The sequence below is a fragment of the Mixta intestinalis genome, assembly GCF_009914055.1.
Taxonomy (GTDB): Bacteria; Pseudomonadota; Gammaproteobacteria; order Enterobacterales; family Enterobacteriaceae; genus Mixta; species Mixta intestinalis.
The window spans coordinates 2,190,581-2,206,254 of sequence record NZ_CP028271.1 but is presented as its reverse complement, the minus strand read 5'-3'; the positions used below and the strand labels follow the sequence as shown (position 1 = coordinate 2,206,254).

General features: G+C 61.9%; 7 protein-coding genes. 4 read left to right on the top strand and 3 right to left on the bottom strand.

The annotated features are described in order from the left end of the window. Positions 1-110: 110 nt before the first annotated feature. Complete coding sequence (locus tag C7M51_RS10320; RefSeq protein ID WP_160621716.1) at positions 111-2,297, bottom strand: TonB-dependent siderophore receptor; 2,187 nt, start codon at positions 2,295-2,297, stop codon at positions 111-113. Between the two features lie 265 nt (positions 2,298-2,562). Between C7M51_RS10320 and fes the strand changes: the two genes are divergently transcribed. The 4 genes from fes to entS are packed head-to-tail and all read left to right on the top strand — an operon-like array spanning position 2,563 to position 13,932. Then, positions 2,563-3,885 carry an enterochelin esterase gene (fes, locus tag C7M51_RS10315; RefSeq protein ID WP_160621715.1) on the top strand — a complete coding sequence of 441 codons (1,323 nt, stop codon included), beginning with the start codon at positions 2,563-2,565 and terminating at the stop codon, positions 3,883-3,885. Further along, a complete protein-coding gene (locus C7M51_RS10310; RefSeq protein ID WP_160621714.1) occupies positions 3,869-4,087 on the top strand; it encodes an MbtH family protein in 219 nt (72 codons plus the stop codon). Before fes ends, C7M51_RS10310 begins: the two co-directional genes overlap by 17 nt. Before the next feature lie 26 nt (positions 4,088-4,113). Continuing rightward, positions 4,114-12,624, top strand: a complete 8,511-nt coding sequence (locus C7M51_RS10305) for a non-ribosomal peptide synthetase (RefSeq protein ID WP_160621713.1) — start codon at positions 4,114-4,116, stop codon at positions 12,622-12,624. Between the two features lie 54 nt (positions 12,625-12,678). Continuing rightward, on the top strand, positions 12,679-13,932 hold the full coding sequence (entS, locus tag C7M51_RS10300; protein WP_160621712.1) for an enterobactin transporter EntS: 1,254 nt from the start codon (positions 12,679-12,681) through the stop codon (positions 13,930-13,932). Here the strand turns inward: entS and C7M51_RS10295 are convergent. Both C7M51_RS10295 and fepB read right to left on the bottom strand, forming a co-directional pair. Beyond that, positions 13,898-14,647 (bottom strand): 4'-phosphopantetheinyl transferase family protein, encoded by a 750-nt coding sequence (locus C7M51_RS10295; protein ID WP_160621711.1) that lies wholly within the window; start codon positions 14,645-14,647, stop codon positions 13,898-13,900. The two genes, entS and C7M51_RS10295, sit on opposite strands and share 35 nt — an antisense overlap. Before the next feature lie 9 nt (positions 14,648-14,656). Next, positions 14,657-15,622, bottom strand: a complete 966-nt coding sequence (gene fepB, locus C7M51_RS10290) for a Fe2+-enterobactin ABC transporter substrate-binding protein (protein WP_160621710.1) — start codon at positions 15,620-15,622, stop codon at positions 14,657-14,659. Positions 15,623-15,674 lie beyond the last annotated feature (52 nt).

Here is a 15,674-nt window from a genome sequence, read left to right as displayed (position 1 = left end):
AAATCCCTCTTGGTGGTTTGATTGGCGCGCCGGTGCTCGCTCCCCTGTCCAGGGGAGCGAATCCGCCTTTCCGTTAACGGCCCGAAAAGGCGGTGCCAGACGGCCTGGTATTACCAGCTGTAGCTGAGCGTAGCGAACATGCTGCGGCCAGAGCCGTAGAAGCAGGCTGCGCTACCGCTACAGGAGGCGACGTAGTGCTTATCCGTCAGGTTATTGACGTTGAACTGCAAAGTGGCCCCTTTGAGCGGCGCGCTAATCTCCGTAAGGTCGTAGCGCGCCATCAGGTCATACAGCGTTCGGGCCGGAACGCGGAAACTGTTACTGTTATCGCCGTAGCTGGTACCGGTATAGCGCGCGCCGGTACCCAGCGTCAGGCCGGTCAGCGGACCTTGCAGAAAGCGATAGCTCCCCCAGATCGCCGCCATATGCTCAGGAAGCGCCGCCGGAGTTTTTCCCTTTTCCGCCGCGTTGTTGCTCTGTTTGATGGTTGAATCGGTAAAGGTGTAGCTGGCGATAAGGTTGATGGCGGGCGTCAGCTGGGCATGCAGCTCGGTTTCAACCCCTTTTGAACGCACCTTGCCGATCTGCTCGTTGTAGCCGATAACGCTGTTGTAGGAGGTGATATTTTTCTGTGCGATATCAAACAGAGACAGGCTCAGCAGGGTATCGCTGCCCGGCGGCTGGAATTTCAGTCCCACTTCGGTTTGTCTGCCGGTGGTGGGGCTGAAAGGCGCGGTTCCCGGCGCGCCGCGCTCAAGGTTTGGCTCAAAAGAGGTGCTGTAGCTTATATAGGGCGACAAGCCGACATCAAAGGCGTAAAGCAGCGCGGCGCGCCCGGTAAACTGGCTGTCGTTTTGCTGCGCATGGCTGGCGTCGGCGCGATCGTCGGTGCGCACTTCGCTCCAGTCCTGACGGCCTGAAAGCAGCAGATTCCAGTTACGCCACATCAGCTGATCCTGCAAATAGAGCCCTGCCTGATCGAGCTTTTTATGGGTGTCGATTGACTTCCGCATCTGGCTTTCATCAATCGGTATGCCGTAAACCGGGTTTGCCCAGTCCAGGTTGTACTCCTCTCCTCCCACGCGCCACAGCTCGGAAATGTGCTTGCTCCATTTATAGTCAAACCCACCGATCAGATTGTGGGAAATCTCTGCGGTCATGAAAGTGGCGTTGAGATGGGTATCGATCGCCAGTTCATCGGTTTGGCTTTTTTCACGCTGGGCGCGCCGTGAAATGCTGGTTTGTGAAATTTCCGGGTTGCTCCAGGTGTAAACCAGATATTTGTCTTTGCTCTCAATGGTGGAGTAGCGCAGGTTTTGCACCAGCGTCAGGTTGTCGTTGATGTTGTGATCGAACAGCCAGCCAACCGAAATCTGCTCGCGCTTCGCCTGGTTATAACCCGGATCGCTGACGTTGAGATCGTAGGGTATGTATTGCCCTTTGTCGGTTGGCGTGACGGTGCCGATCTGGGGCAGAAAGTTGCGGTAGCCCGCTTTAGGATCGTTTTGATAGCTGGTCAGCAGGGTAAAGCTGGTTGCGCCGTTCGGCAGCCAGGTTAACGCCGGAGCAATCGCCACGCGCTCCTGTTTGTAATCCTTCACGAACTGATGTTGCGTGCTGGCAATACCGTTCAGGCGGTAGAGCAGGCTGCTGTCATCGTTCAGCACGCCGCCAAAATCGAAGGCCACCTCGCCCAGATGCTGATTGCCGCCGCGTATCTGTAGCTTATGGATGGGCAGCGCGGTGGGGCGCTTGCTGGTCATGGCGATCAATCCGCCCGGATTAACCTGGCCGTAAAGCACCGAAGCGGGGCCCTTAACCAGCTCGACGCGCTCCAGCAGCCAGGGATCTAACTGTCCCGTTGCGTTGCCCTGGCCGCTGAGACCGTAGCTCAGGCCGTCGAGAAATTTAGGCGCGTAGCGGAAACCGCGCGTCACCACCTCATCATTGCGGTTAGAGGAACCGCGATAGTTGGTGAAGGCACCGCTGGTGTAGTTAAGCGCATCGGCAACGGAGGTCACGCCCAGGGCATCCATCTGATCGCGGGTGACCACCGAGATAGTTTGCGGCGTTTTGATCAGCGGCACAGCGGTTTTGGTTCCGGCGGCACTGCTTTTTGCCACCATGCCCTGTAGCGGTGCACCGGGAGGTTCTACCGCGCCTGCGGTTACCACCAGCGTTTCTTCCGGCGTATCGGCGGCGATGGCGGGTAACGCCACGCTGAGCGAGGCAGCGAGCAGCGCTTTACCGATGCGTGGTGGGGAAGGGGGAAAGGCTCTTTCATGGTTATTTCTCATCACGACTCCCTGGATAATTGTCCATTTCGGAAAAAGAAAATTAATAAGAAGCTATTAACTATGCCTGGAGCGATGGCGGCACCTTTACAGCGGGGTGTCACGGCGGGTTTTACCAGACGCCAGAAGGCATGACTGCACAAAACGTCGATAAGCGTATTGCAAACAAAAATTGTTATCAATATCATTTTTATTTAAGTTTTAGGAAGTTTGTATCATGTCACGCTGGCGGCGTGACCTTTGGAGGAAATGAAAAAGGGAGGGGAGCATGACGATACGACCGGCCGGAACAACCGGCGACTGGCTGGCTGCCGGCGATGTTGACAGCGACGCCTGGTGGTTAAAGATTGCCACAGCAGGCACGCCGCTGGTGGAGCGGCAGCCGGATGATGAACGGCTGAAATTGATTTTTTTCTGGCGCGATCCTGGCGGAAATGAAACCACCTCCGCTTTTCAGCGCGTCTACCTGGATATTAACGGCGTGACTGACCATCACAGCTTTACGCCGAAAAGTCTTGAGCGGGTGCCCGGCACGGCTGTGTGGTGCGGTACGGTACTGGTGGAACCCGACTGGCGCGGTAGCTACAGCCTGATCCCGATTACCGGGGCGCAGCTACCGCCGCAGCCGCAAGGTGATGCGGAACAGCAGCATCAGCAGCAGCGCGAGTGGTGGTGTTCGCTGTTTCCCTGTGCCATCGCCGATCCGCTCAATCCCAATATGCCGCTTGACGGCGTCCTTTCCGCTATCCACCTGCCGCAGGCGCTCAGCCAGCAGGCCTGGCGTGACGTGGATGCTGGTTTATCCTCTCTGCCTGCGGATGACCTCGCTTTTGAGTGGCACAGCGCGCGCCTGGGTAACCGGCGACGGGTCTGGCTCTGGCAGCCAGAGGCCGGTGAGGATATGCCGCTGATTATTCTGCTCGACGGGCAAAAATGGGTAAAAACGCTCTCTCTGCTGCCGGTGCTGGAGGCGCAAACCCGGCTGGGCGGGCTGCCTGCGGCGGTGTGGCTGATGATTGATGCCGTCGATAATGATGTGCGCTCGCGTGAGCTGACCTGTAACGCCGATTTCTGGCTGGCGGTACAGGAAGAGCTGCTGCCGCTGGCGCGGCAACGCGCTGCTTTCACCGACGATCCGGCGCGCACGCTGGTCGCCGGACAGAGCTACGGCGGGCTTTCCGCGCTCTACGCCGCGCTTTTCTGGCCGCAACGCTTCGGCTGTGTGCTGACCCAGTCCGGCTCGTTCTGGTGGCCGAATATGCGTTTTATGACCCACTTCGCAGAACGGGAAAGCCATGAGCCTGGTTTCCTGACGCAGCAGGTGGCCCGACATCCCGATGCCGTGCCGCTGCGAATCTTCCAGGAGGCTGGCCTGCGCGAGCAGGACATTCACTTCGTTAACCAGCAAATGTACCAGGCGCTGATCGCCGCCGGACATCAGGTGAATTACCGCAGCTATCAGGGCGGGCACGATGCGCTTTGCTGGCGCGGCGGCTTAATTGACGGCGTGCGCTGGCTGCTTGAAGCAGACGCGGCTGAACCCTCCCTTCCACCTCTCCGATTAAGGAAAAGCGATGAGCCAGCAACATAAAAACCCCTTCGATGATGAAACGATAGCGTTTTATGTCCTGATTAACGCCCGGCGGCAATACAGCCTCTGGCCTGAGTTTGCCGCTATTCCGGCTGGCTGGCAGGTTGAATTTGGACCGGAAAAACGCGCCAGCTGCCTTGAGTATGTTGAACGCGAATGGCAGGAGATGCGTCCGGCGAGCCTGCAACGCAGCACTCATTAACGGTAACACCCGCGAGGGAACGACTGATGACCGAAAACCAGCAGCATTCATATTCTTCTTCTCTGCTGACGTTGCCGCTGGTGGCGGCGCAGCCGGGTATCTGGATGGCGGAGCAGTTAGCCGACAGCGCCGGCACCTTTAACGTCGCCCACTATGTGGAATTTTATGGCGAGCCGGACTGCGCGCTGTTTGCCGAGGCGATCCGCTACGGACTGGCCGCCGCGGATATGGTTCATGTGCATTTTGGCGAAAACGCCGCAGGTGAGCCGGAGCAGTATTTGCGCCATCACGTTATGGCTGACGAAGTACCCGATCCGCAACGGCTCGATTTTACCGATGGCGAGGATGGCGAAGCGCGCGCGCTGGCGTGGATGCGTGCCGATGTCACCCGCCCGCCGTCGCTTAGCGGCGATGCACCGCTGTGGCATCAGGCGCTGATTCGTGTAGCGGCAGGCGAGCCTGCGCGCTGGTTCTGGTATCAGCGTTTTCATCATTTACAGCTGGACGGCTTTAGCTTTACCGCGCTGACCAACTGGATCGTGACCATTTATCAGGCGCTGCGCCGTGGCGAACCGCCGCCGCCGTCGCCTTTTACCTCCTTTGTGGCAGTTGCGGCAGAATATGCGGCGCTGCAAACCAGCCCTGAATGGCAAAAAAGTCGCGAGTTCTGGCGCGAGCACGCCGCGCAGCTGCCTGCACCGGTAAGCCTGGCGCTGGCCGAAGAAATTAACGCAACGGATAATACGCTGCCGCTACAGCAAACCTGCTCGCTGGCAGATATCGATCTGGCGGGGGCCGCACGCGCTACCGGACGAGAGGCGGCAGAGCTGCTGATGGCCGGGATCTGCCTCTACTTTAGCCGTATGAGCGGCGAACCACGCCTGAGCATCGGCTTTCCGTTTATGCGCCGCATGGGATCGCAGGCGCTGACCGCGCTGGGGCCGGTAGTGAATGTGCTGCCGCTACAGCTGGAGATGAGCGCCCGAACGTCGTTAAACGACGCCGCCACCACGCTGGCGCAGGAATTGAAAACGGTGCGACGTCATCAGCGCTATGAGGCGGAGCAGCTACGACGCGATTTGCAACTCGTAGGCGGTGAGGGCGCACTCTACGGCCCGGTGCTCAACTATAAGGTCTATCACGACGAGCTGTGGATCGATGGGCAGCCGACAGTCACGCATCCGCTGGCGATGGGGCCGGTGGACGATCTGGAAGTTGAAATTGCACAACGTCAGGATGCGTTACAACTGCGATTGATTGCCACTCCAGGGCGCTACGGCGCCGAAACGCTGCGCCAGCATGCCGGACGGATAACGCATCTGTTACAACAGCTTTTCGCCGCGCCGGAAAAAGCGGTGGGTGACTGCTCGTTAATGACCGCAGAGGAAGCGCAGCAGATCGCCGCATGGTCGGCAGGCACGCGTATTGCGCCGGATGCGCAACAGACTTCGGTGCTCGACTGGCTGGCGCGCCGCGTGACGCGCGCCCCAAATGAGGTGGCGGTCATCAGTGGTCAGCAGCGCCTGAGCTGGCTGGCGTTGCATACTAAAAGCATGCAGATGGCGCGTGAACTGATAGCGCGTGGTATCGGCGCGGAGGATGTGGTGGCTATTGCACTACCGCGTAGCGAGCTCAGCGTGGTGGCAATTTTTGGCGTGCTTGCCAGCGGAGCCGCCTGTCTGCCGCTGGATCTCGATTATCCGCCGGAGCGGCTGGCGTTGATGTGTGATGATGCCCGTCCGGCGCTGATCCTCACGGTTAGCGACACCGCAGCGCGCCTGCCTGAACATTTTCCGCTCTGCAAACTGGATGCGCCCGACGTGCAATCGCTGCTGGCACGTCATGCCTCCGGCTGGATTACCGATGCTGAGCGACGGGAGCCGTTGCAGGGTGAACATCTCGCCTACATTATTTACACCTCCGGCTCCACCGGCAAACCCAAGGGGGTGATGAATAACCATAAAGGGCTGCTGAATCTGCTGACTTCCCACGCCGTACAGCTGTTCGGGCCTGCCATCGCCGCATTTAACGCCACGCAGCCGCGCCGTATCCGTGCCGGTCACACCGCCTCCTTCTCCTTCGACTCCTCCTGGGAGCCGCTGTTTTGTATGTTAATGGGTGCGGAATTGCTGATTTTTGACGAAGAGATGCGGCGTGACGCCTGGGCGGTGGTGCAGCAGATGCGCCATACGCCGGTGGATATTATGGATGTGACGCCCTCTTTCCTGTTGCAGATGATCGATGCCGGGCTGCTGGAGGCGGGGCAACCCGCGCCGCGCCTGTTGATGATTGGCGGCGAGGCCGCTACGCCACGGCTGTGGGAAATAATGCGCGCCAATCCGCAGATTGCTTTCCATAACTATTACGGCCCTTCGGAATACACCATTGATACGCTGGGCGCGGCGGTGAGCGATGTCAGCCAGCCAGCAATTGGGCGTCCGGTCGCCAATACCGATGTCTGGCTGCTGGATGAGCGGCTACAGCCGGTGCCGGTTGGCGTGGCGGGTGAACTCTATATTTCCGGCCCCGGCATTGCACGCGGCTATCTGCGTCGTCCTGAACTGACCGCCACACGCTTTGTGGCTAATCCGTTTCGTCCTGGCGAAGTAATGTATCGCACCGGCGATCTGCTGCGCTGGCGGGTGGATGGTCAGCTGGCCTTTATTGGGCGAGTGGACGATCAGATTAAGGTACGCGGCTTCCGGGTGGAGCTGGGTGAAGTGGAAAGCGCGCTGGCATCGCTGGCGGAGGTCAGCGGTGCCGCGGTAATCGCACAGCCGCAGGGCGCTACCTGGCGGCTGGTGGGCTACTGCGCGATTGCCGATCGACAGGTACGCCAGCGTGCAAATCTGGTGAGCGAGCTGCAAAGCGCGCTGGCGCAGCGGCTGCCGGACTATATGGTGCCCGCAGTGCTGATGGTGCTGGAGACGCTGCCGCTTACCGTTAACGGCAAGGTCGATCGCCGGGCGCTGCCCGATCCGGGCGAAATAGCGCGCACGATAAGTCGGGAAGCGAGCACGCCGCAGGAGCATCTGATTTGTCAGGCGATGGCGCAGGTGCTTGGGCTGAACGCGGCAGGCGCGGATGATGATTTCTTTGTGCTCGGCGGCGACAGTATCTCTGCGATGTCGCTGGGCAACCACCTGCGTCGTGCGGGCTGGCAGCTGCGTCCGAAAGAGGTTTTCGCCGGCAGAACGCCCGCGGCGATGGCGCGACTAATGACGCCGCTTGATGCGCTGCCGGAGCAGGTTGTGCAGCGTAGCGGCGTAGTTAACAGCCTGCCGATTCTGCGCTGGTATCATGCGCAGGGACAGCCTCTTTTTGCGCACGGCGTGTGGCTTAAAACGCCCACGGCGCTTACCCTGGCGCGGCTAAAATCGCTAATGACAACCTTAACCCAGGCGCATCCGGCACTGGGCGCACGGCTGAGCGGGGCGGATCTGCTGATTGACGGCGAGGGCGATCCGCAGGCGCAGTGCCATGTACAGTGCATTGATGAAAATACGGATAGCGCGGCAGAGCGGGCATTCCATTTTGCCGTAGCGCAGCTTGATGCGCAGGCGGGGCGGCTCTGGAGCGCCGTGCTGCTGGAGCAGAACGACCAGGCGGTCGGGCTGGTGCTGGTGATTCATCATCTGGTGACGGATGGCGTCTCCTGGCGCGTGCTGCTGGAAACATTGCCTCTGGCGGCAGAAGAACCGGCTTCGCTGACGCTAAGCGGCAACAGCCTGGTAGACTGGAGCCGGTGGCTGGAACAGCATGGTGACCGTTACCGCGCTGAACTCCCTTTCTGGCGTGAAATGCTGGCATCGCCCTGTTGCTGGCCCGACGCTGAGCCGCTGGATGCACATCTGGATACCCAGGCAACGCGTGGTGAAATCCGCACGCTGCTTTCTCCGGCGCACAGTGCCGCGCTGTCAGGGGCGCTGCCGTCCGCCTGGCGCAGCCGTACGGATGTGCTGCTGCTGGCGGCCCTGCTGATCGCCTGGCGCACCTGTACCGGTCAGCGCGGTTTGCGGGTTAACGTGGAGTCGCACGGACGCCCGGATGAAATCGATCTCTCGCGCTGCGTCGGCTGGCTGACGGCGGAATATCCGCTCTGGCTCAGCCTGGGCGATGACGACGATGAGGCGCTGAACGCCGTGCGGGCGGTAAAAGCGGTGACGGAGGCGGTAAACGACTATGGCGTAGGGTATGGCGTGCTGCGCTGGCTGCTGCCCGATGCGCCGCTACGCGATCTGGCACAGCAGCATCCGGCACCGGTGCTGTTTAACTATCTTGGATGTATCGGAGAGGCGGGTAGCGAGAGCTGGACGCCGCATGCCGCGACCGGGCTGTTCCGTGACGGTCTGGCGGTCTACAGCAGCCCGCAGATGCCGCTCTCTCATCCGCTGGAAATCAACATCTTTGCCGGTCAGGGTGCGACGCCGCAGCTGGCGATCCATTGGGGATTCGCCCGCCGCTGGTTGCAGGAGGAGACGATCGCCGCGCTGGCGGAGGCCTTCAGCGATGCGCTGGAACAGCTGGTTACTTTTGCGCGTGTTGCTCCACAGCGGGCGCAGGATACGCTGGTCGCGGCGCAAACCGGCATCGTCGGGCTGACCGAGGCGGACGTCGAGGCGCTGCGCCGTCAGCATGGCGCGCCCGGCGATATCCTGCCGCTGCTGCCGCTGCAACAGGGGCTGCTGTTCCACGTGCGCACCCGACAGACGGCGGGTAGCTATAACTCGCTGACCTGCCTGACGCTGCGCGGTGAACTGACGGAGGCGCGGCTGTCGCGCGCCCTGAACCAGCTGGTGGCACGCTATCCCCAGCTGGCGGCACGCTTTGACAGCGAGCTGGCCCCGCAGCCGGTGCAGATTTTGCCGCTGGCGGGCGATAAACGGCTTTGCTGGCCATTGACCTGCATCCAGCTAACGCCTGACGAGACGGAGGCGGCGGCGCTGGCCTGGCACGAGCGTGAAGAGCTGAAACGTCTGCTGCTGGAGGGGCGCGGGCCGCTGCTGCATGCGCGCTGGCTGCGTCATGTCGATCCGCAGCGCCATACCCTGTTCCTGACCGCCCATCATCTGGTCGTGGATGGCTGGTCAACGCCGGTTGTGACAGGCGATCTGCTGACGCTGCTGAATGATGAAAGCGCCCGTCTACCCGCGCCGCCGGTCGCCTACGGCACGCTGGTGCGCCAGCTGGCCGCTCGCGACGTTGAGGCCTGCGCGGCGGCCTGGGCCGGGAGAATGGCAGGCGTCAGTCCCACGCTGCTGTTTGGCGAACAGCCCGATAGCGGACCGGTGACCACGCTTATCCATAACCTCAGCCCGGCGCAGGAACAGGCGGTGCAGCAATTCTGTCGCCGTCACGGGCTTACGCTGAATACGGTAATGCAGGGCGTGTGGGGGATGTTGCTCAGCATAATGAGCGGCAGCGATGAAGTAGTCTTCGGTTCGCCGGTATCGGGGCGCACCGCCAGCGCCGATGCGCTGGATCGCCAGGTGGGGTTGTTCAGTAATACGCTGCCGGTCCGGGTCACGCTGGATATGACGCGCCCGGCACTGGAGCAGCTACAGGCGTTGCAGCAGAGCCAGATTGCCTTGTTAGAGTATGACAATATCGGCCTGGCTGATATCCAGCGTCAGGCGGGCGTCGGCACGCTGTTTGATACCCTGTTGGTGGTCGAGAACTATCCCGCGCCGCACCAGTCGGCATCATCACCTGACGCGTTGCGCTGCGAGGCGATAACCAACCGCGGCTATACCCACTATCCGGTGACGCTGCTGGTGCTGCCGGGTGAGGGCATCGCCCTGCATCTGGAATATCGCCCTGTGCTGCGCGATCCGCAGGCGTGGCTGGATCGCTTTGCGCGGCTGCTGATGCAGCTTACCGCCCAGCCGGATATTCCGCTCTGGCGCTGGAACCTGCTCAGCGAACAGGAACAGGATTTTCTGCATCAGATTAATCAAACTGCGCATCCGCTTGCCCCGGAAACGCTTTATCAGGCGATTCAGCGGCAGTGCGCGACGACGCCCGACGCGCTGGCCCTGCTGGACAGTGAAGAGCGGCTCACCTGGCGGCAGATGCACGATCAGGTCTGCGCGCTGGTGCAGCGGCTTCAGGAGGCGGGCGTGACGGCGGGGGATGTGGTCGCCGTGGCGCTGCCGCGTTCGGTCCGTCTTAGCCTGGCGTTACAGGCGATTGTCGCGCTCGGCGCGGCCTGGCTACCGCTTGACGTCGGCTATCCCGATGAGCGCCTGCGGCTGATGCTGGAAGATGCCGCACCGCGTCTGGTGATCGCCGACAGCGAACAGGCGACAAGGTTTGCCGATGTTGCGCGCTGCCTGCGTTTTGATGCGCTGGCGCACGGCGCGGCCCGTGCGCCGCGGCTGCCCGCTGTCGATCCGCAGCAGGCGGCCTATCTTCTCTATACGTCTGGTTCAACCGGGCGGCCAAAAGGCGTGCTGGTCAGCCATGAAGCGATTATTAACCGGCTGCGCTGGATGCAGGCCGCGTTCCCGCTTGGTGAGCAGGATGTGGTGCTGCAAAAAACCGCCTGTAGTTTCGATGTCTCGGTATGGGAATTTTTCTGGCCGCTGATGGTAGGGGCACAGCTGGTAATGGCCCCGCCGGAAGCACACCGCGATCCGCAGGCGCTGCTCCAGCTGATCGAGGATTATCACGTCACCATCCTGCATTTTGTGCCGTCGATGCTGGCCAGCTGGCTGGATGCGCTGATGCTTCAGCCGGAGGCCGCCACGCGTTGCGCTACGCTGCGCCAGGTCTTTTGCAGCGGGGAGGCGCTGTCGGGCGAACTGGCGCGCCGCTTCCGGCAGCTATTGCAGGCACCGTTGCACAATCTCTATGGCCCGACGGAAGCGGCGGTGGATGTCAGCTGGCAGCCCGCCGACGCGGCAACGCTGGCGTCGCTGAACGCTGCCGGCGTGCCGATTGGCCGTCCGGTCTGGAATACCCGGCTCTACATCCTTGATAGCTGGCTGCGTCCGCTGCCGCCGGGTGCGCCGGGTGAGCTCTGGCTTAGCGGCGTGCAGCTTGCCCACGGCTATCTGAAGCGTCCGGATCTGACCGCCAGTCGCTTTGTCGCCGATCCCTTTGCGCCCGGCGAACGCATGTACCGTACCGGTGATATTGCCCGCTGGCGCACCGACGGCGCGGTGGAATATCTGGGACGCAGCGACGATCAGCTTAAAATCCGCGGGCAGCGCATCGAGCTGGGCGAAATTGAACAGGCGCTGTTAAGTCTGCCGGGCATCGCTCAGGCGGCGGTAGCGCCGCGTCAGTTAAGCCGGGGGGCGGCGGAGCGGGACAATCGCCAGCTGGTTGCCTGGCTGATCGCCAGCGGTGAACGCGTGCCTGACGAGCAGACACTACGGCTGGCGCTCTCCGCCTGCCTGCCCGCGCATATGGTCCCGGTTCGCTATCTTTTCGTCACGCAGTTTCCGCTGGGGCCGAGCGGCAAGCTCGATCGCAAGGCGCTGCCGCTGCCGGAGCGGATAGAGAGTCAGGGCGAGGCTCCTGCCAGCGACAGCGAACGGCAGGTAGCGGCGCTGTTTTCGCAGCTGCTGGGCGTGGAGAACGTCTGCGCCGAAGATGATTTCTTCACGCTTGGCGGTCATTCGCTGCTGGCGATGCAGCTGGCGTTGAACCTGAGGCGCTGCTTCGATCGGCCGATCGCTATCGGACAGGTAATGGCGGCGCGCACGGTGCGTCAGCTGGCTGCGCTGATGGATGGCGAACCGGCTGCGGCAGATCATAGCGGAACCGACGAGCTGCTGACGCTGCGCAACGGAACGGGGCCAGCGCTGTTCTGTTTTCATCCGGCATCCGGCTTTGCCTGGCAATACAGCGGCCTGCTGCGCTACCTGCAGGGCGATTATCCGATTATCGGGCTACAGTCACCGCGTCCAACCGGCGCGATCGCGACGGCGACGGATATCGATGCCGCCTGCGAACGCCATCTGGCTAATCTGCGCCAGCGGCAGCCGCACGGCCCTTACTGGCTGCTGGGCTACTCTCTTGGCGGCACCCTGGCGCACGGCGTGGCGGCGCGGCTGGCGCAGCAGGGCGAGCGGGTGGCCTTCCTGGGACTGCTGGATACCTGGCCGCCGGAAGGACAGGACTGGAGCGGGCCGGATGAAGAGCAGGCACGGGAAGAAGTGGCACGCGAGCAGGCGGAGTTTATGGCCGATGCGGAGCAGGAGAGCGATGCGCATTTGCAGGCGGAGAAACAGGCGCTTTTCAGCGCTATCGTCGCCAACTATCAGGATGCGGTGCGGCTGCTCTCCCACGCCAGCACCGGCTACTATCCTGGCAATGCCACGCTGCTGGTTGCCACGCGCACGCTACCGCCGGGAATGGACCCGCGTAAAACCTGGGCACCTTATGTGGCCGGGCTGGATATCTATCTGCAGGAATGCGAACACGCGGATATTCTCTCGCCACAGACGCTGGTCAAACTGGGACCGCTACTGAATCAGCTGATTCAGCCGTCGGATACCCAGGCAAACGGGACGGCGTCTGGGTTATGACGCCGCGTCGACAGGATGCAGCCGCGGCTCCGGCTGCGGCGTAAAGGGAAGGCTATGAGTAAAAAATCCTTTTTTCTTGATTTCAGCCTGTTGAAATCAAACCCCTGGTTCCGGGCGATTTTTATCGCCCGTATGCTGTCGGTTTTCGCGCTCGGCATGCTGGCGGTCGGGGTGCCGGTACAGGTGCAGCAGATGACCGGCTCTACGTTACAGGTCGGGGTGGCGGTGACCATCGAAGGGATCGGCACCTTTATCGGTCTGCTGTGGGGCGGCGTGCTGGCGGACAGGCTGGATCGGCGCAGGCTGATTCTGTTTGCCCGAGGCACCTGCGGCGTCGGCTTTATTCTGCTCAGCCTCAACGCCTGGGCGTCCACGCCTTCGCTCTGGGTGCTCTGGCTGCTGGCGGCCTGGGACGGCTTCTTTGGCGCGCTTGGCATGACGGCGCTGATGGCAGCGATCCCTAATCTGGTAGGGCGTGAGAACCTTGCCGCTGCCGGGGCGCTCAGCATGCTAACGGTGCGCCTGGGAGCTATCGTTTCACCGGCGCTCGGCGGGCTGATCATTATGGCGGGCGGCGTCGGAATGAGCTTTGCCGTCGCGGCAGCCGCCACTCTCTGTACGCTGATCCCGCTGACGCGTTTACCCGTGATGAAGCCAGAGCCGGGAGAACCGGAACATCCGCTGCGCGCCATGCTCGGCGGCATCAAGTTTGTCGTCAGCCATCCGGTCGTTGGCTGCGTGGTGCTGCTGGGAATGCTGATCAGCGTCGCCGGTGCGATACGTATTCTTTTCCCGGCGCTGGCGCAGGAGAGCTGGCAGGTTGGGCTTTCTCAGGTGGGGCTGATGTATTCCGCCGTGCCGCTGGGCGCGATGACAGGCGCGGTGACCAGCGGCTGGATAGCGCATCATTCACGCCCTGGCGTGATGCTGTTAATCAGCGCCAGCGCCGCCTTTGGCTCGCTGGCCTGCCTCGGCCTGGCCGGACATTTTATGCTGGGGCTGCTGGCGCTGGTTTGCTACGGCTATTTTAATGCCATGGCGTCGCTGTTGCAGTTCACCCTGATTCAGAGCTATACGCCGGATCGTCTGCTGGGCCGGGTGAACAGCCTGGGCACCGCGCAGGATGTCAGCGGCGATTCGCTGGGGGCGCTGGGGCTGGGGGCGCTGGGGCGGCTGCTGCCGCCTTCGCTCACCGCACTGACTTTCGGGGCCTGTGCGCTGGGCGTGGGCGTTTTCATCAGCCTGCTGGCACCGCCGCTGCGCCGCTGTCGCTTTATATCGTCGCCGGAGGAGGTGACGGAGGCGTAAGCGCTGAGCAAAGCGCGACAAGTACGCCGTGCGTATCCAGCTGATAGTGAGCGGTAAAGATCGCACCACGCGGCAGCGTCGCCGCAAGGCGGCGCGTTAGTTGCAGGCTAAGGGTAGCGCGCTGCGTATCGATAGCGATCAGCGCGGCGGCGTCAAAGCCAAAAAATTGCTGAACCTGAGGCCAGAGCGCCTTATACAGGCTCTCTTTGGCGGAGAACAGCGCCAGCAGCCCCTGCTCGTCTGCCAGCGCTGAAGCGCTGATAACCGCTCGTTCGGCGGCATTGGCAAACATCGTCGCTATCTCCGGCATGTCGGGGCGAGCATTTTCGATATCAATCCCCGGCGACAGATGACTGGCGGCAGGGGCCAGCACGGCGATAGCGCGATTGTCGGTATGAGAGATAGAACCGTGCCAGCCGGCAGGCCAGAGCGGAGCCGAACGGCTGAACGGTAGCGCGCTGGCGGCAACACCTGCTTCCTGTAACAGCATGGCGGCACAGTAGCGTCCGGCGAGATATTCAGCCTGACGTTTCATCGCTGCGGCGTGCAGCGGCGGCGGAAAGGGAATGCCCGCGTGCAGAAAATCCGCAGAGCGAAAAGCCTGACGGTCAAACTCCGCCAGGCAAAAACGCAGCGCCGGGAAAGCGGTAAGGTAACCGCCCTGCGCGCGGTGGATAAAAGGCGGGGCGGCGAAAGCGTGGGTAACGGTCAGCATCGGCGGCGATTAGCGTGTGCCGAACAGATCGTTCAGCCGCTGTACCAGCCCCATCGCGCTGTAATAGTCGAGACGGAAGGTTTCGGCCCCTAACGGGTAAACCTGTTTAGCGGCTACCGCAGGCTGGTGGCTGAGCAGCGGGCTGGCCATTAAAGATTGCACGCTGTTGTCGGTCGCGGCGAACAGCAGCAGGGTTTTGCCGGTCAGGCCGTTAACCAGGTTTTCGCCCATTAACGGCACGATATCCTGGCGCTTGCCCTGAGTGGCGCGCGGGCGCACGTTTTTCGGCAGCGGGGCCAGCGTCATGCCTGCCTGTTGCAGAAATTGCCCCTGTGCCGATTCCGGCGTCCACAGGTTAGCCGACTGGGAGTGAATGTCCCATACCAGCGCATTTACCGGCTGGGCAGGCAGTTTGATATGCTGTTTCATCTGCTCCATCGCCCGGTTGAAATGGGCGATGCGTTCCGCCGCCTGCTTTTCATGCCCGGTAATATCACCAAGCAGCGTCAGAAGCTGCTGCCAGCTTTTATCGTCATAATTCACCACTACGACCGGTGCCAGCGCCGACAGCCGATCGTAGAGCGCCAGCGCGGAATCGCCGCCGGTGGCGCTGACCAGGATCAGGTCGGGCTTCTGGATCGCCACCATCTCGACGTTAGGCTCTCCCGGCGGAATTCTGGTGACGCCGCGCTCACGCGCGACAGCGCCCCATTGCCGGAAGAAACCCCGATCGTCGGCAATGCGGTTGTTGGCGATGGTGGAGCCGCTGGCGACTACCGGCGCGTCAATTGCCAGCAGCGATCCGGTGAGCGTAACGCTGGTTGAGACAATGCGCTGTGGCGGCTGAGTCAGCGTATGCATGCCGCGCAGATCGTGAAACTGGCGCGGCCAGCCCGCCTGTTGTGCAAAGGCGGCGTGTGCCAGGAAAAGGGTGGTCAGAAAAAGGAGCCAACGGCTGGCGGTAGTCGCAATCACGAGTTCATCCCTGTTTACCAGTAATAAGACGCATTTTCATCGTCTGGCTAAA